The following is a 17,906-nucleotide window of genomic DNA, read 5'->3' as shown; positions in this document are numbered from 1 at the left end:
CCTTATTTTCTGATCATCACGTAGGCCAGGAAGCAGATAAACAGAATACTGATCGCTCCTGCGATGTATATGCCGGATCTGGAAATGTCGAAGGGCTGATGCTGCTGGCCTGCGGGCTTCAGGTCATCGATATTGCCTGTCGGGGCGAGGACTTTGGTGTAGAGGGAATGAGCGGCGGAGGAGCTATCCGTCATGGCGCCTGCGCCGATGCCATTAATGATGATGTTAAGGTCTTTTACCCTGATCACCGGGCTGGTGGGGGTGACTATCAGGCCGCTGCTTGCAGTGTGGTTGTCGTAGGTGGCGTTGATCACGCCTGCTCCGGCTGACTGGAATTTCAGGACGTACATGCCGTCAGGCCCGGTGATGGCGGTCGAGCCGAAGCCTGTGACGACGACGTTTTCCTGGGGATGGCCGTCGACGGTGACCCGCCCCAGAATTATGCTGGGCTGATCTGCCGCAGCCACCTGTGCTACCGCGCTGCATGTAAGCAGTACCAGTATTACGGCAGTTGCCACCCTCCATATTCCTGTCAATTCATGCCTCCACTACCCCTTCCAGATCATGGAATAAGCTACGTAGCCCACTATCGCCGCACAGGCGAGGGTCAGAAAAAGAAGCGCTCCGGCTGGCAAGTCCACGCTTGCATATGCCGGAGGCTGGGCGCTCACGTTAGCTTTCCAGCCGGGGAGATTCACGGCGTCCAGCAACGCACCGTCTGGCAAAACCGTGTCCGCCCTTACCGCAGTACGATTCCCGGTCAAATTGTCCTGGTCATCCGCCGCTTCAGTTTCTGACTCCAGAGGGGGCGGGTTCAGCTCCCGGTAAGAGATGCTAAGCGGAGGCGTATTGGGTGCCCGTAAGCCGGGCGGCTCCTGAGCCAGGGCTGGTGCCGGCACCGGTGTAGATGTTGGAGTGGGCGCTGGTGTAGGCGCTGGTGTTGGCACTGGTGTCGCGGCAGGTGTGGGCGTAGGCGAAGGAGCAGTCGATGGGGCTGGAGCCGGTGTTACTCGGGGCCCTTTCCTGCCCTTCTGCCTATCCTTATATGCATTGTCTTTCCCGTCCTTTACTTTGGTCTCTTCCTTATCGTCCTCACCGTCGTCTATGTCCCCCATGTCCTTAACTTTGGTCTCTTCATCCCCCTTCCTGTCGTGGTTGTCCTTCTCCTCCCTCTTCTCTTTATCTTTGTCTTCTCTGTCCTTTACTTTGGTCTCTTCTCTATCGTCCGGTTCATGGTCGGTGATCAGAGATGTAAGGAAGCTTACGAGGCGGCTGCCGTCGCCGTCGTAGCCGGTGTGTTTGGCGATGGCCGCCGGCTGGGCCAGTGTGCCGAGAAGAAGTGCCCCGACGATAAGTAGTGTCACATATCTTGCCCTGATCATAATGAACCTCCCTTAGCACACGGACCGCTGAAGCAGTCAAAGATCAGCATGCGCTGTCGCAGACATACGTTAGCTAACGAACATTTAGTATAAAACAACTTTATAAATGTTATTAAATAAAAACCCAATATATTAGGCCGGCGGCGGTAGTACCGCAGCTTTCAGCCCTTTCTTATCACCGAGTAGGCCACAAACCCGACGTAGGCTGCACAGGCAACGATCAGCGCGAACAGCGGGATATCCACAGGCAGGGCTGGTAAACTGGCAGCAGTTCCAGAACTGGTATTTGGCTTCCATGATAGAGCGCCGGCGTCCTGGGCCAGAGCAGAACCGCCTCCGGACAGGCCTGCATCCGTTACCTCAGCAGCAGTGGTGGCATTTGACTGGTTATCCTGCAGTGCTAACGTATTGTTTCCGCCTGCGTTATCCCTTGTCATGGCCCACGAGATGTCAGCCGGAGGCCACACCACCGTTCCCACAGGTAATGAGTATCCGGCGACAGGCGTATCGGTCGGAACAGGCGTGGCTGTTGGCGAAGGAGTAATTGTAGGTGTAGGTGTGGGCGTGGGTGTTATAGTTGGGGTAGGTGTTGCGGTCGGAGCATGCGTGGCTGTTGGCGTAGGTGTAATTGTCGGAGTTGGCGTAACGGTGGGCGTGGGTGTGATGGTGGGAGCAGGGGTAATAATTGGGGTGGGTGTTATAACGGGCGTGGGGGTGGGCGTTACTACTGGCATGACGATGTTCAGGTTCACTTCGGGGTAGGGCGGATTCAGGAATGTCAGCTCTCCGCTTTCCACCGAGTATCCGGCAAATGTTGCAGTAATGGTGCCCTTGCTGCCATTAGGGATGGACGGCAGCTCGTATCTGCCCTGCTCATCTGTGACGTCGAAAAGGCCGAAGCCGCTGACGTAAACGCCGTGCTGCGGAACGCCGTTCACTGTGATGCAGCCCCTGACGCTGCCCGAAGTTTCCTCGGCGAACGCGTGGGGCATAATGCTGCCCCAAACGGTTACGACTATCAACGCTGTAATTAGAGTAACATTGATCGCTTTGCTCATCGTCTGCCTCCGCTTATCCGACAAGCTACTCTACGCTAAACATTTATATAATAATTACATGATATTTAACAGGCTGGCGGCGTCGTTTCCCGAAAAGTGTGGAGGAAAAGGGCCGGGGCCAAAAAAATAACGGATAGCCCGGCCGGCCGCATGATGTGACATCTGGCTGCTGATCGGCTATTTTTTCCTGAACGCCAGCATATAGACGGTAAAGCCTGCTACTGCAACCAGTAGTATCAGAAGTGCCGGGTATAAAAGTCCCGTTGTCGAGGAAGGCGTGGGTTCTGGCGCCGCAGAGATGTCGGCCTCCGTGAGGTTTCCTGGCGTAGTCTCCGATGTAACGTTCTCGTGGCTACCGTTCGCTATTTCAGTGACGTTAGAGGCTTCCGTATCGTTTATATCGGTAACCGACACCTCCCTGCCCGTAGTTCCCTCAACGCAGACCGTACAGGAGCCTGTGATGTTCCGGCTGATGCCGATCTTACTATACCCTGTCACGTTGACCTGGCCGGAGGTATTGCCTGAGGTCAGGTTAATGGTAGCCCGGCCGTCCGAGTCGGTCGCTATCTTCTTTTCAGCAGGCAGGTATCCGATCGTGTCGTTATCGGCGAAGAACGTAATCACGACCCCCGACCGTGAATACGGAGCGCCGTTCAGGTACAGCTGAGCCGTAATCACCGACAGGTTGCCTCCTGCCATGATCGTGTCAGGGTGCGCGCTCAGCCTGACCTCATCCGGCATGGGCACGTGCTGGACGACGAAGCCCGACGAGGCCCTGCCAGAGTCAGCTATGACGACATCAGCCCTGGTCGTCGATCTTTCTCCGACGCCGAACAGGTCGGACATGCCTTCGCCATATCCTGCCAGGCTGGCATAAACCCGGTAGACGGGACGGGGGTAGTCCCCTGCCACAGTGTTATTGACATGGGGGAACTGGAAATAGCCGTCCTCATCCGCCTGCCCCTCGTAGTACGCCTGGGATATGTTCGCCCCGTTCACGATCGCCACGTACGCTCCTGGTATGCCCTGGCCGGCATTCTGTGTGATCACTCTGCCGGTGACCGAACCATGGTTCGGGTATGCCGGATCCATGGGCGGGGGGCTGACCAGTTCAACTGAGTTTACGGCAAATGCAGGGCTCAGCCCGGTCATGATCAGAAGCAGCACCAGGGTGACGGGGGTAATTTTCGACAGGCCAGTCATATTTATCGTCGCATACCTGTAAATAATTCTGTATATATAAGGCTTCTATCATAATCGGTTAATTTATAGCCGCCTGTCCTTAAGTCTCCGTAACTACGGATGAAAAAAGCTGACGCCGGCGCCGGAACGCCAGCACCGGAGTTATAGCAGGCTCATGATCACGGGCACGATCTGCGCTATCAGCCCGCTGACGAGCAGCGCGAGGACGACGGTCAGGAGGGTGATCCAGGCGGTGTCCTTCCAGCCGAGGACTCTTTTGAGCATGGCGATCGAGGCGATGCAGGGCATGTAGATCGTGGTGAAGACCGCGAACACGTACATCTGCAGCGGCGTCATCGCCAGGCTGAAGTTTGCGGTGCCCGCCATGATGGCCAGCGTCTCCAGCGCCATCTCTTTCCTGAGGATGCCGAAGATCAGCGCGGTGGCGGTGAAGTCCGGGAGGCCCAGCCAGCCGGTGGTGATCGGGGAGAGCAGGCTGTTCATCAAGTCCAGGAAGCCGACGTACTGGAGCACGCCGAGGACCGCGCTGCCAGCGATGAGCAGCGGGAAGGCGACGTAGATGAACTCCTTCATCTGCATCCACGTCTTCTCCACAACGTCCTTGACCCCCGGAACCCGGAGCGGCACCATTTCCAGCACCAGCCCCATTTCCTCGCCCTTCACTATGCGCCCGAGAAGCCAGGCGACGACGACGGCGATGATCAGCATGAGGACGTAGATCGACAGCCCGGCCCAGATGGAGACGAAGCTGGCGACCAGGTCGAGGATGACGATGCTTCTCGCGGAGCAGGGCACCAGGCAGACCAGCGTCGAGGTGACAATCCGTTCTCTGCGGGTCTGCAGCGCCTTGGTCGACATGATGGCAGGCACGCTGCACCCGAACCCGAGGATCATGGGGATCATGGCCCGGCCGTGCAGCTTGAACCTGTGCATGATCTCGTCCAGCAGGAACGCTGCCCGGGTCAGGTAGCCGGAGTTTTCAAGCAGCGCCATGAGCACGTAGAAGGTCATGATGTACGGCACCACGATGCCGAAGCCTGCCTGCACCCCGATGAGGGTGTACTCGACGATGACCTGTATGAGTGGGTGCGCCGACAGCGCGGCCGTAACCGGTTGAAGTATGTATTGATCGAAGGTGCCGACGATCAGCTCTTCGAGGAAGCCGCCCACGAAGAAGACCGTCAGGAGCATGGCCAGCATGATGGCTGCCAGGATGGCGAAGCCCCACAGGGGGCTGACCAGCAGGTCGTCGATGCGCTCCCGCAGCGACATCTGAGAGGCGGGCTTGTGCCGCATGACGCTCCGGGCGATGAGGCCGGCTTCGCTGTACCTGTTGCCGGCCAGGATTTCCAGAACTGGCGCTTCGTGAGAGCTGGTGATCTCGTCCCTCATGATCGCCACAGCCGTCGCTATGTCTTCAGAGCGCCCCTCCGTGTTGCCGTGGGATAGCAGGAGGACGGCCTCATTCCGCCGCAGGCCCATGGCCTTGAGCTGTTCTATGTATGACTCGACGTGGCGATCGTAGCGCACGTGGCGCTGGCCGTCGGCAGCGTGCGGCGTACGGAACGCGTGCATCAGCTCTTCGAGGCCCGTGCCTTTCTGGGCCGAGGTCGGGATGACGGCGGTGCCCAGCAGGCCGGCGAACTGCTCATGGTCGATCTGTATGCCTATCATGGCCGCCTCGTCTACCATGTTGAGGGCGACGATGACCGGGGTATCCAGCTCCAGCAGCTCCAGCGTCAGGTAAAGGTTGCGCTCCAGCCTCGTGGAGTCGATCACGTTGAGGATGATGTCGGGCTTTTCCTCTTTCAGGTAGTTGAGGACAGTCTTCTCTTCCGGGTTCAGGGTGTCCAGCGAGTAGATGCCCGGCAAATCCGTAAGATCGAGCAGGATGTCGTCGTGCACCACCCGGCCGTGGGCCACTTCCATGGTGGTGCCGGGGTAGTTCGAAATCAGGACGCCGATGCCGGTCAGCCTGGAAAACAGTGTGCTCTTGCCCACGCTGGGGTTGCCAATGAGCGCTACCTTGAGCGCTTTTTCGGGCCTCATGGTATCACTTTAGGCGCGGTCTTCGAGACTAAAATCTTGCAGGCGATGTCCCTGCCGATTGCAATTTCCGATCCCTTGATCCTGACCAGCAGGCTGTTGGAGGGGAGCTTTTTCTTGACGTACACCGGCACGTCGGGCAGAAAGCCTAACGAAAGCATGTAGTCCCGGGTGTTGTTGTCTAAGGTGATCACCCTGATGACGCCCTCCTCGCCCTCGTTCAGCTCGAGCAAGGGCATCGAAACGCTGTCTGCCTTCTCACAGCATTCGCCCTTAGTGATGGGGTGGTCGTCAGGGCAGTACCGGGGGTGCCCGAGGTACGAGCAGATCCTCTCCATCGTGTTATCTGATACAGAGTGCTCCAGCTCACACGCCTCGTCGTGGGCGGTGTCGGTGTCAACGCCGAGCGTGCCTACCAGAAACGTTTCCAGCAGCTGGTGCTTGCGCTCCATCCTTATCGCCTCGGCGCGGCCTTCTTCGGTGAGCGCGGCGCCTTCGTAGGGCATGTAGTCGATGTACCCCTGGTCCCGCAGCTTCAGCAGCATCTCGCTTACGCTGGGAGGCTTGATGCCCATGGCCTGCGCGATGTCGCGAGTTTTTGCCCGGGCTCCGCCCCTCGTGAGGTACAGGATTGTCTCCAGGTACTCTTCTGTGATGTTTTTCCTCATAACAATCAGATGCAATTAGGTATGCCTAATGATTAGGCCTGCCTAATATTAATACTTTCCTATGTAAGTTGAGGGCATGCACATCGAGCAACATATGGGCCGATTGGCGGAATGACTGGCGGAATAATACACATATATATTTATTTTAATAAAATAAAGTAAGGAGGCTGGTGGCCGGTCGACATGGAAAAGGAGGCAACGGCTGAAGAAATGGCAGTAGAAGTCACCGATAGCCCGTCATTCGCCGGGCTGAGCAGCGATGAGGCGGCCCGGAGGCTGCAGGTTTACGGGCGGAACATCTTCTCGAAGGTCGAGGAAATCTCCTTTTTCAGGATAGCGATCAAAGAGATTCGGGAGCCGCTGATGCTGCTGTTACTGGGCGTGGGCGTCCTGTACAGCCTGTGGGGAGACCTGGAGGATGCGGCCACCATCGTCGTTGTCATAGTGCTGCTGCTGGCAGTAGAGATCGGTAACGAGTTCCGGGCCAAAAAGGCGATACACTCGCTGGCCAGGCTCGCCTCCCCGGTAACCCGGGTGATACGGGATGGCACGGTTCAGACCATCGAGACCGAAACCGTGGTGCCCGGGGACCTGCTCGTGCTGACGCCGGGTACGCTGGTCACTGCGGATGGAAAAGTTATCCGGTCGTACGGCCTGCAGGCCGACGAGTCCGCCCTGACGGGGGAATCGATGCCCCGGGACAAGTCTGACGGCGACCAGATTTTTGCGGGCACCATGATTATAGGCGGGGAGGGCAAGGCCGAAGCCCTGGCCACCGGGAAGGAGACGCGCATGGGCCGGATATCCAGCTCTGCAAAGACCATCGAGCAGCCTAAGACCCCGCTCCAGAAATCGATGAAGTCGCTGGCCAAGAAGCTGGTGGTCGTGGCAGTGTTCTTCAGCGTGACCATCCCGCTGCTCGGCTTCCTCCGGGGAGAGGAGCCCCGGCAGATGATCCTGACTGCCCTGTCCCTCGTGTTCGCCACCGTGCCGGAAGAGCTCCCGCTCATCATCACGATCGTACTCGGGGTAGGCGCCTTCACCCTATCCCGGAAGAACCTGCTGGTGAAGAAGATCAAGGCCGCGGAAGTGCTCGGCAACGCCACGGTGATTCTGACGGACAAGACCGGCACCATCACTTACAACCGGATGAGGGTCGCGAACATATACCCGGCCGAAGGCACGAAGGCAGTACTGGAGGCAGCTATGGGGGCGCAGACAGAGACTTCCACGTCTCCGACCGACCGGGCCATACGGGAGAAATGCCAGCAGGAAGGCGTACAGCCCCCCGAAGGCCCGGTGATCAGGCAGCGTGGCCTGGCTTCGGGGAAGAAGTCACGTGCCGTCCTCCGGGAGATCGACGGCCGTCTGGAGCTCTTCGTATCCGGGGCGCCAGAAGAAATCCTGGGGTCGGCCAGTGGCACCCCGGGCCCCGAAGTATTGGAAGCCATAGCGAAAGAGACTGGCGAAGGCCGGCGAGTCATCGCCATCGCAAGGCGCACCGTGCCTGCCGCTGATCGACCCCTGCCCTTCCCGGAGCTGGAAAGAGACCTTGCACTCGCCGGGCTCATCTCGATCGAGGACCCGCCCCGGAAGGAAGCCGGCGAAGCAATCGCCCGGGCCCGGAGAGCCGGGGTGCAGACCATCATGGTGACGGGGGACCATCCCCTTACGGCACGGCAGATCGCCGGCGCAGTCGGCATCCCCGCAGAAAAGGTACTCACCGGGGAAGATCTGGACGCGATGTCAGACGCACAGCTCATGGAAGCGATAAAGACCGTCTCAGTGTTCGCCCGCACCACCCCCGAGCACAAGTACCGCCTGGTCAGGGCGCTGCACCAGAACGGCGAAGTCGTAGCTGTCACAGGCGACGGGGTAAACGATGCGCTCGCGCTAAAGGGCGCCGACATCGGCATCGCCATGGGCGTCAGGGGCACGGACGCAGCGAAGGAGGCGGCCGACATCATCGTCGCGGACGACAATTACCGGACAATCGGAGACGGCATCTTCGAGGGCCGGAAGTTCTTTGACAACCTCAGCAAGGGCGTCAAATACTACCTCTCGGTCAAGTCCGCCCTCATCCTGATCTTCCTGATCCCCGTCGTCTTCAACGCGCCCTTCCCGTTCTCGCCTATCAACATCATAATCCTTGAGCTGACCCTGGACCTGATGGCGACCAGCACCTTCGTAGTAGAGCCCGCGGAGAAGACCATCTACACCCGGCCTCCCCGGGACCCCAAAAAGACGCTGGTGGACCGGCCCATGATGAAGCGGATCGCCTTCTCCGGCATCAGCCTCTTCCTGGCCGTAATGGTGCCCTATTCCCTGGCGCTGGCCTCCGGCGTCGAGCTACAGACCGCCAGGAGCATCGCCTTCTTCGCGTGGCTGGCCGGCCAGGTCTCCCTCGCCTACGTCGCCAGATCCGATCATGAGCCGTTATTGAGCCTGGGAGTCTTCTCCAACCGCATGCTCAACCTGATGCTCCTCCTCATAGCAGGCATCACCGTCGCAGTCATAGGCCTGCCCGGCCTCGCCGAGAGCATCAAACTCGCGCCCGTCCCGCCCGTCCCCCTCGCCGGGGTGATAGCGTTCGCCTTCTGCATGATCTTCTGGCAGGAACTGGTGAAGATGTGGAAGTTTAAGAGCTGGCAGTCCGGGAAATAGTGCCTGTGGAATCATGTTCTGTAGCGGAAACTTGCCCATGCATCCCGAAAACGTTCTACCCTCGGCGCCGGGACGCCTTGTACTTAGTTTGCAAAGGCGCAAGGGCGCAAAGACGCCAGGCACTCGCCTTATGAAAAATGGGATCTTCAGGTAGAGGCTATGAGAAATTAATAGTTGGCCCTGTATGGGTTGAAAATACCGCCAAGCCCGCCAAGAAGCCAAGCTCGCCAAGAGATAATTTTTCATGGAATGCCAGGAGGCCGGACACGTCAGGGGCTTTCTCGATCGGAACCACACCGATCACTAAAATTATTGCCTGGCGTTCCATGAACATCTGGGTCCGGGAGGTGTTGAGAGGTCGGAGGGGAGGTCGGAGAGGTTCATGGAGTTTAGCGAGAACGTTCAAGCTGGGAGGTCATGGAGGTCATGGAGGTCAGAGAGGAGGTTATGTGAGGTACCCTGAGGTCTGAGAGAATTAACTTAAAAAAACCTCCCAAACCTTTCCACACTCTCCAACCTCCTCTCAGACCTCTCCGCCCTCTCAAACCTCCCAGCCTGAAAATCCTCCCAGACCTTCCGGGAACTCCCCGACCTCCAGGAGTTTTTCATCGGCTTAAATAGAAAAACCAGTTTTCATCACTTATGCCTGATCAAGGTTCCGATCATCACCCGACTCTTTCCGACCTTGCGCCCTTGCGAATAAAAATCAAGGCGGCGGGGCGCCGAACTTTTCATGCATTTGGCTTGCGGACTAAGATTAAAACAAAAACTTTATCCACTGTAACGCCTGTAACGATATCACTGATAGTATGGACTTTTCCATCATCGTGCCCGCGCTGAACGAAGAGAAGCGGATTCGCCAGTGCCTCGACTCGATCAGGGCCCAGAAGACCTCCCGGTCCTGGGAGCTGATTGTCTCTGACTCGGGCAGCACCGACCGGACCGTGGAGATCGCCAGAGAGTACACTGATAAGGTGCACGTGTGCGCCGAAAAGGGCACCGCCCGTGCCCGCAATGAGGGCGCCAGGCTCGCCGAAGGCGAGGTCCTGGTCTTCATCGACTCTGACACGGTACTATTGCCCGGCTACCTCGACACGATCGGGAAAGCCTTCGAGAACAGGGATCTGATCGCCTGCTCATGCGCGTTCAAGTTCAGCAAGAGGAGCCCGAAGCTGCTGTTCGCTGAGTATGTGACAAACTCTTACTATATTCTGAGAAGCGTGTTCCGCGGCGCCACCCTGCCCGGGTTCAACGTGTGCATCAGAAGAGAAGTCTTCGAGAAGCTCGGCGGCTTCCGCCTGTGCCACCTGGAAGACCTTGACATGAGCATCAAGCTCCGGCGTATAGGCCGCACAAGGTATATCGCCCGGCGGAAAACGATCACCTCGTCCAGGCGCCTCGAAAAGGACGGCCTCTACGGAACGCTGAAATACTATATGGACCTGTTCGAGCAGACCCAGAACCGGAGGCTCGGGTTCCAGATCTTCAAGTTACATAAGACTGAGTACGAGGACTACGTCCAGAGAGATTAAAAGATCGTATCCCATTCACCTTCTTTAGAACCCGGCGCCGTTGCCGTCGGCACTGGCCGTCTCGTTTTCTCCATCCTCGTTACCGGCCAGATTTATCGTCGAAACACCCCCGATTAGGTTAAATATGTGTACTCCCAAACTCTTTTATTACAAACCCATGGAGTTGATCCTATGGTAACAGGGAGCAAAAAGCCTGAGGCATCTGCTACTAAGGTAAAGGCGGTAACTGCGAAGCCTAAGGCTACTGCAAAGGCAAAGACAACAGCATCAGAGACTGCAGCTTCGAAGACGCAGACTTCGAAGCCAAAGAAGACAACTACAACCGCGAAGCCTAAGACTTCGGCTAAGCCTAAGGCTTCAGCGAAGACACAGACTTCGACGGCAAAGCCGAAGCCGAAGCCGAATCTTAAGGCAGCTATTGCCCCCCGAAGGGTCGGCGAGATGGTCTACAACGACGAACTGCTCGAGTCGATGGCCGAGATGATCCTGTATGGCAGTAAAGCCGATCTAACCCCGGCTCTGCCTGAGATCAAGAAACAGCTGTTCGACTACGACATTTATATGGTGTCTTTCCTGAGCGACGGGGAGATCGGTGAGATCGGAGGGAAAGTGGCGGAGCTGTCCGGGGCCGATGCGGCGGACCTGACGGCGAGGCTACTCACGATCCGGGAGAGCGCCAGGGCTTTTGTCGCCATAGCTTGCAAGCACAACTCGGTGAGGGCGTTCATCGACCGGGCGATCGAGGCAGACGGAAAAGAGGCCGGTATCAGCCGCCTTAAGGAAGCCTTCCTGACCGGCGAGTACTGCATAGCGGACGTCGACCCGGCCACCTGCGAAGGCTTCCTGATGCTGTTCTGAGCGCGATAACATCGCGCTCTTTATTCGACTGAGACGTATTACTCAGTGGTAGCGGTTGCCATCATCTTTTTGTACCTGGATGCCCTTTTTTACCATGAATGGTCACGACATCGAAGCTTTTCTGCCCGAAGTGCGGTAAGGAGACAGAGGCCGAGGGCTTGTGTAATGCCTGCTTTGCGGAGAAATACGTGGTTTTCCAGGTGCCACAGACCCTGGACGTAAAGATCTGCGCCAAATGCCCCTCCTACAAGATCGGAGAGCTATGGGTAGAGACCAGCCTCGACAACTACGAGGACCTGGCGAAGAAGGCGGCCGCCAAGACAGTCCGCGCGGCCCTGTCGGTGAGCAAAGAGGTGGACCACCCCCAGATCACCGTCGTGCCCGAGTTTACCGGCCCCTACGTCTTAGTTATTCACGTGACCGTCACCGGCTCGATCGAGGGCAGGCCTGTCTCGACCTCGGCGGACGTCGAGGGCAGGATCCGGAAGGAGACCTGCGACATCTGCTCCCGCATGGCAGGCGGCTACTACGAGGCGGTCATCCAGATCAGGGCAGAGGGCAGGCTGCCGACCAAACAGGAAGTCGACCGGTGCCTCAAAATTATAGAGAACGTGTTCGTCCGGGCGTCGAAAGCCGGGGACCGGCTCGCCTTCATCACCGACGTCTTCCCGCTGCCCGAAGGCGCGGACCTCTACGTGGGCTCCACGACATGCGCCCGGCAGGCGTCACGCACCATCATCGACGAGTACGGCGGGTCCCTCATCGAGTCGCCCAAGCTCGTGGGCGCCGTGGGCGGAAAAGGAGTCTACCGGGTCACCTTCGCGGTGAGGCTGCCCGAGATCGTCGCCGGGGACATCGTCCGCATGCGCAACCAGGTAGTCCTGGTGGAAAAGCTGGGCAAGCGCACGTCCGGCGTCGACCTGACCACCGGCCAGAACACCTCAGCGCCTGAAGACCTGAAACTTGAAAAGATCGCGAACCGCTCCGAGGCCACGAAAGTGGTGATCGTATCCGAGGAGGGCGACTCCGTCCAGCTTCTCGATCCCGAGACCTACCAGGCGGTCACTATCCGCAGGCCGGCTTTCCTGAAGGCCGGGCCCGGCGACGAGGTGCCCGTGATCAAAACGAAAGACGGACTTTTCATACTGCCCGGAGGCGGCCGTGGGAAAGAATAACTCTAAAATGATGAACGCTCACAGGGGAAAGCCCATCCCCTCCAATCCTTTGAAATCTGTTCTAAAAGATCTCACGCCCGAAGAAGAGGCGGCACTGCCGAGAGGCTGGCAGCTGATCGGCGAAGTCCTGCTCGTCCATATACCGGAGGTGCTCCGGCCCCGCAGGGCGGAGCTGGGTGAAGCGTTGTTAAGCCTGTACCCGCGCTGCAAGACCGTGGTCGAGACGAAGCGCATAGCGGGGGAGTACCGGGAGCCGATCATAGATATCATAGCCGGCAACGGCACCGAGACCATCCACAAGGAAAACTACGTCCTCTTCAAGCTGGACGTGGCCCGGATCATGTACAGCCAGGGCAACTTCTACGAGCGCAGGCGCATGTCCACCGTCGGCAAAGACGAATACGTCGTCGACATGTTCGCCGGCATCGGGTACTTCACCCTGCCCATGGCCGTCCACTCCAGGCCGAAGCGGATCGACGCCATCGAGATCAATCCTGTATCCTTCGGATACCTCTCCGAGAACGTCCGTCTCAACAAGGTCGATGGCATCGTCCACCCGGTACACGGCGACTGCCGGGAAAAAACGCCCGAAGGAGTCGCAGACCGGGTCCTCATGGGCTACGTGGGCACGACGCACGAGTACCTGCCCTGGGGTATTAAAGCCCTGAAGCCAGGCGGTATCATACACTACCACGAGACAGTGCCCGAAAAGATCATGTACGAGCGGCCCGGCCAGTACATCACGGCCGCCGCAGCGGCCCAGGGCCGGAGGGCTGAGGTACTGCAGACCATCAAGATCAAGAAGTACTCCCCGGGCGTGTGGCATGTGGTCGTGGACGCTAAAATATTATAACTTCGGCCCCGGGCAGCCTTGTTTTTAGTTCGCAAAGAGTCGGATGATGATCTGAGTCTTGACCAGGTATAAGAGATGAATATCTGGCTGTTTCCCTGATCTGCGCATATATCACCGCCAAGCTCGCCAAGGGGCCAAGCACGCCAAGCTATAATTTTTGATGATCGGTGCGATTCCTATCGATAAAGTCCTTGGCGTGCCTGGATTCTTGGCGTTCCATAAAAAATTAGCTCTTGGCTAGCTTGGCTCCTTGGCGGGCTTGGCGGTATTTTCGACTCACACAGGGCCAACTTTCGATTTTTCATAGTCTCTACCTGAAAATCCCCATTTATCATCCAGCGAGTGCTTGGCGGCCTTGCAACCCTCGCCGTAACAACGAGTTTTCATATGACACAAAGGCGCAAAGGTTTTTCAGAGATCCCTTTGCGTCGCTGCGCCTTTGCGTCCTGGCGAATTAAAAACAAGGCGTCATGGCGCCGGGACCATGTTTATCTTCTGGCTTTTACCAGCATCAGAGCAAGCAGTACACTGGTTGCTATCAGGAACTCAAAGCCAGGGGCAGGCGCTGGCATGGCGGTCGGCGTGGTAGCGGGCAAAGGCGTTGCAGCGGGCGTCGGGGCCGGTGTCGGCGTGGGCACTCCGAATCCATCAAAGATTTTCACGGAAGCAAGCTTTTTGCCGCTCGCTTCGTACACCCACAAAATACCCTCGCCGTCTGCCTCTATGAACGTCGGCACGGTGCCGTTACCGAGTTCTGCAGCGGCGAACCTGCCATCGTCCGGGTAGAACTTGAGCACTCTGCCATTGGCTGAGTCAGTCACCCAGATGCTGTCGTTGACCGTGGTCAGGTATGCCAGTTTCGGCAGCCGGCCGTCCACTGTCGTCATGTTGTACTCTTCAAAGCTGAACAGGTCGGTGTCGAACATGCCCAGCTTGTTCGGGCCCGATTCGACGAACCAAAGCCTGCCTTCACTGTCTATGGACAGGCAGGTCGGATATGCCTCCGGGGTCGGGATCTCGAACTCAGGCACTGTGTCGTACATGCGGTAGTAGGTGCCGACCTTGTTTGCCTTGTTCTCCACGAACCACACGTTCCTGAGGCGGTCGATGTGGATGTCGAAGAGGTACGAGTCCATCTTGTAGGCGAAGTGGTCGGAAAACTCGTTCGTGACCAGGTTCAGCTCTCCGACTTCTTCCTTGCAGCCTATCCAGAGCGTGTCGCCTTCCCTGATGACGCTGGAAGGCGCCATTGGGCCGGGGAACGTGAAGGTGGCAGTGTGGTTCGTAGCAGGCGTGTAGGCGCCCACCCGGTTGCCTTTCAGGTCTGCGAACCACGCATTGCCCTCGGCGTCGACGCTCAGGCCGGAGAAGCCGGCGTTCTCGAAGCCCTTGATCGTATACTGGCTAAAGCTCCCGTTCTCCCGGGATAAGCGGTAAATTACGGGCGGGCTGTCCTGGATTAGCCACACGTCTCCAGAGGCATCGATGGCCATCGCGGTGGCGCCGGCATTCTCTGCGGGCAGCGGGTACTCTGTGACTGAATAAGTCTGATCGGCGGCAGCTATCGCCGAAAATAAGGCAGCCGATACGATTGCTAAAGCGATCAGGATGAGCAGGCGGCGTCCGGCCATTAAACAGACTCGAGCCCTATCCTATAAATAGATTATACTTGACAGATCTGCACCGTATATCCGGCAGGTATCGGCCTCCCCGATTCGTCACCCGGGCAGTTTTTGAATTCGCCGCTCAGGCCGCACCCTGTCCAGCCTGCGAGGGCTCTTCCAGGGTGCTCTGGCTGCCCGAATAACCGGTCCCCGGCAGCCAGTTTCCCTCGGCGTCGATGAGCCAGCTGCCATCCGGGCCCTGCAGGTATATTGACTCGCTGGTCCCCAGGCTGTAGATGGCTGTCTGGTTATTGGCTCGGCCTGTCTTCCGGGCTTCCCTCTCGTCCTGCAGGACGATGCTGACGTCGAGGTAAAGCCTGCCGCCGTCGGCCCAGCCGCCCGCGTACCGTGCCGGGTCAGCCATCTCCTGCCAGGTCTCCAGCATGTATTGTCGCAGCTCCACACTCACGGCCTCATTGTTGTCGAAGACCCTGCTGTACCCCTGCAGCGAGACAGCGTAGCCGCTTTTCGGCGTCGCGCCGTAGAGGGGGTTGTACGTAAAGCCGCCCTGCTCCCGGACCCGGGTCGCTAAGTCATCGAGTGTCAATCGTTCCCGGATAGCGCCGCATTCCAGATAATAAGCGTCTGCGGCATGCGATCGGTGAGCGTCCAGGGTATAGGCTGGCCTGTAGTCCCCTGACGAAGTTTGCCATCCGCCATCCTGGCCGGTTCCGCCGGCTATAACCACTGCCAGACACGCCAGGAATACCAGAGTTATTGCACACGTAGAAATGAAGAACCTGTCACTCATGCTACCCTGGAAAAAGAATGGGAGGCCTCAATGATAAAGCCTCCACCAGCCTCCGCCCTCTTTAATTAAAGAACGTCTTCGAGACCTTGTAGTAGCCTTCCGGCACGGTCTTCAGTTCCTTGACCGCTTCCTCTATAGGCACGGCCTCGACCTTTTCGCCTCGTAGAGAGGCCATCATGGCAAACTGGCCCTTCTCGATCATCTCCACGGCCTTGTAGCCTAGCCTCGTTCCCAGCACCCGGTCGTAGGCAAGCGGGGAGCCGCCTCTCTGCGTGTGGCCGAGCACGACTTCTCTGGTCTCTAAACCGGTGCGCTTCTCGATCTCCTTTGCCAGGGCCTTGGCGACTCCGCCCAGCTTGACGTGGCCGAAGGCGTCCGTTTCCCTGGATGCCGCCTCCACGTCGAAGTCGGAGAACAGCGCGCCCTCGGAGACGGCGATGATGCCGTACCGGTCGCCTCTCTCGTACCGGGCTTTGAGCATCTTGCAGCACTCGTCGACGCTGCCCTTGACTTCGGGGATGAAGATCCAGTGAGCGCTGGCCGACATGCCGGCGTCCGTGGTCATCCAGCCCGCATGTCTGCCCATGACCTCGCACACAATCACTCGATCGTGGCTCTTCGCTGTAGTGTGCAGTCTGTCCATCGCGTCGGACGCGATCTGCACCGCAGTCTGGTAGCCGAACGTGTAGTCGGTAGCGCCGAGGTCGTTGTCGATGGTCTTGGGCACGCCCACGCAGGCGAAACCCATCTTTGTTAATTTATTGGCCACGCCGAGGGTATCCTCTCCACCCACGGCGACGAGGCAGTCGATGCCCATCTTCTTCGCGTTCTCGATGACTTTCTCCGCTCCACCCTCGACCTTGAACGGGTTAGTCCTGCTGGTTTTAAGGATGGTGCCGCCCAGCGGCAGGATACCCTCGACGTCCTTCTTAGTGAGAGGAACGGTATCGGCGTTGAGCATGCCCTTCCAGCCGTACTTGACGCCTGCTACTTCCCAGCCGTTGTCGATGGCCTTGAACACCACAGCTCTTATTACTGCGTTGAGGCCCGGGCAGTCGCCGCCGCCGGTTAAAATGCCTATCTTTTTGATGTCTGCCATGAAAATCACCCTGTGATCAGGCTTTTCCGGAGCTGCCGAAGAGCCTCATCTTGCCCTTCGCCACTTCTTTCATCGCCTCTTCCGCGGGGCCGAAGATCTTCCTGGGGTCGAACTCCTCCGGGTGCTCAGTGAGCACCTGCCTGATGGCCGCGGTCATGGTGAGCCTGATGTCGGTGTCGATGTTGATCTTGGCCACGCCGAGGCTGATGGCCTTCTGGATGGCGTCGTTCGGGACGCCTGCGGCTCCCGGAAGCTTGGCCCCATACTTCGCTGCCTTCTCCAGCACTTCCTTGGGGACGCCCGATGCGCCGTGGAGCACTATGGGGATGCCGACCAGCTTCTCGATCTTCTGCAGCCGCTCGAAGTCGAGGTTGGCTTCGCCCTTAAACTTGAATGCTCCGTGGGACGTGCCGATGGCTACTGCGAGAGCGTCCACGCCGGTCTGCTCGACGAAGATCTTGGCCTCTTCAGGGTTGGTAAAAATGGCATCCTTCTCCGATACCGAGACGTGGCCCTCGACTCCGGCCAGCTTGCCCAGCTCGGCCTCGACGGAGACGCCGGCTGCGTGGGCGAACTCGACGATCTTCTTCGTCATCGCAATATTTTCCTGGAAGGGCAGCTTTGAGCCGTCGTACATGACGGAGGACCAGCCGTGCCTGATGCACTGGACGCAGTCCTTGAACTCGGTGCCGTGGTCTAAATGGAGCACTGTGGGCACTTTGGACTTCACGGCGGTGACCCTGGCGATCTCGTAGATGTACTCGATGCCCGCGTATTTGATGGCACTCGGAGATACTGCCAGAATTACCGGCGACTTCTCTTCTTTGGCCGCGTTACCGATCGCCTTGGCGATCTCCATGTTGTTAATATTAAAAGCGCCAACACCGTACTTGCCGGCCTTGGCCGTGTCCAGCACTTCCTTTAAAGTAGCAAACGTCATAGGATTATTCTCC

General features: G+C 58.3%; 15 protein-coding genes. 5 read left to right on the top strand and 10 right to left on the bottom strand.

Annotated features, from left to right (window positions below; all coding sequences use genetic code 11):
- Positions 1-2 precede the first annotated feature (2 nt).
- The 6 genes from RCI_RS08015 to RCI_RS07980 form a co-directional block, all read right to left on the bottom strand.
- Complete coding sequence (locus RCI_RS08015) at positions 3-536, bottom strand: hypothetical protein (RefSeq protein ID WP_012035920.1); 534 nt, start codon at positions 534-536, stop codon at positions 3-5.
- 12 nt (positions 537-548) lie between these two features.
- Positions 549-1,382, bottom strand: a complete 834-nt coding sequence (locus tag RCI_RS17245; RefSeq protein ID WP_012035919.1) for a hypothetical protein — start codon at positions 1,380-1,382, stop codon at positions 549-551.
- A gap of 161 nt (positions 1,383-1,543) precedes the next feature.
- Positions 1,544-2,440, bottom strand: a complete 897-nt coding sequence (locus tag RCI_RS17240; protein WP_012035918.1) for a hypothetical protein — start codon at positions 2,438-2,440, stop codon at positions 1,544-1,546.
- A gap of 177 nt (positions 2,441-2,617) precedes the next feature.
- Positions 2,618-3,643: a carboxypeptidase regulatory-like domain-containing protein gene (locus RCI_RS15750; RefSeq protein ID WP_012035917.1), complete on the bottom strand. Its 1,026-nt coding sequence runs from the start codon at positions 3,641-3,643 to the stop codon at positions 2,618-2,620.
- Positions 3,644-3,784: 141 nt separating this feature from the next.
- Positions 3,785-5,692, bottom strand: a complete 1,908-nt coding sequence (feoB, locus tag RCI_RS07985) for a ferrous iron transport protein B (protein WP_012035916.1) — start codon at positions 5,690-5,692, stop codon at positions 3,785-3,787.
- The gene (locus tag RCI_RS07980; RefSeq protein ID WP_012035915.1) at positions 5,689-6,357 is read right to left on the bottom strand and encodes a metal-dependent transcriptional regulator; all 669 of its coding nucleotides are present in this window, start codon (positions 6,355-6,357) and stop codon (positions 5,689-5,691) included. Before RCI_RS07980 ends, feoB begins: the two co-directional genes overlap by 4 nt.
- Before the next feature lie 183 nt (positions 6,358-6,540).
- On the opposite strand from RCI_RS07980, the gene RCI_RS07975 reads away from it, so the two are divergent.
- The 5 genes from RCI_RS07975 (at position 6,541) to RCI_RS07955 (ending at position 13,439) form a co-directional block, all read left to right on the top strand.
- Positions 6,541-9,021, top strand: coding sequence for a cation-translocating P-type ATPase (locus RCI_RS07975; protein WP_012035914.1), 2,481 nt, complete (start codon positions 6,541-6,543; stop codon positions 9,019-9,021).
- 809 nt (positions 9,022-9,830) lie between these two features.
- A complete protein-coding gene (locus RCI_RS07970; protein WP_048198270.1) occupies positions 9,831-10,553 on the top strand; it encodes a glycosyltransferase in 723 nt (240 codons plus the stop codon).
- Between the two features lie 171 nt (positions 10,554-10,724).
- Positions 10,725-11,411 (top strand): hypothetical protein, encoded by a 687-nt coding sequence (locus tag RCI_RS07965; protein ID WP_048198268.1) that lies wholly within the window; start codon positions 10,725-10,727, stop codon positions 11,409-11,411.
- Between the two features lie 98 nt (positions 11,412-11,509).
- Positions 11,510-12,586, top strand: a complete 1,077-nt coding sequence (locus tag RCI_RS07960) for a 60S ribosomal export protein NMD3 (protein ID WP_012035912.1) — start codon at positions 11,510-11,512, stop codon at positions 12,584-12,586.
- Positions 12,573-13,439 (top strand): class I SAM-dependent methyltransferase, encoded by an 867-nt coding sequence (locus RCI_RS07955; RefSeq protein WP_148266573.1) that lies wholly within the window; start codon positions 12,573-12,575, stop codon positions 13,437-13,439. The genes RCI_RS07960 and RCI_RS07955 overlap by 14 nt, the downstream gene beginning before the upstream one ends.
- 488 nt (positions 13,440-13,927) lie before the next feature.
- On the opposite strand, the gene RCI_RS07950 is transcribed toward RCI_RS07955, so the two are convergent.
- From RCI_RS07950 to RCI_RS07935, 4 genes are all read right to left on the bottom strand, one after another.
- Positions 13,928-15,070: a Vgb family protein gene (locus RCI_RS07950; protein WP_012035910.1), complete on the bottom strand. Its 1,143-nt coding sequence runs from the start codon at positions 15,068-15,070 to the stop codon at positions 13,928-13,930.
- A 115-nt stretch (positions 15,071-15,185) separates the two neighbouring features.
- Positions 15,186-15,854, bottom strand: coding sequence for a hypothetical protein (locus RCI_RS07945; protein ID WP_012035909.1), 669 nt, complete (start codon positions 15,852-15,854; stop codon positions 15,186-15,188).
- Between the two features lie 61 nt (positions 15,855-15,915).
- Positions 15,916-16,953, bottom strand: coding sequence for a 6-phosphofructokinase (locus RCI_RS07940; protein ID WP_012035908.1), 1,038 nt, complete (start codon positions 16,951-16,953; stop codon positions 15,916-15,918).
- 16 nt (positions 16,954-16,969) lie between these two features.
- Positions 16,970-17,893 (bottom strand): class II fructose-bisphosphate aldolase, encoded by a 924-nt coding sequence (locus RCI_RS07935; protein ID WP_012035907.1) that lies wholly within the window; start codon positions 17,891-17,893, stop codon positions 16,970-16,972.
- Between the last annotated feature and the right edge of the window lie 13 nt (positions 17,894-17,906).

Origin of the sequence: Methanocella arvoryzae MRE50, from assembly GCF_000063445.1 — an archaeon.
GTDB classification, from domain to species: Archaea; Halobacteriota; Methanocellia; order Methanocellales; family Methanocellaceae; genus Methanocella_A; species Methanocella_A arvoryzae.
Note: the sequence above shows the minus strand (reverse complement) of the source record. Positions and strands in the feature narration are given on the sequence as shown.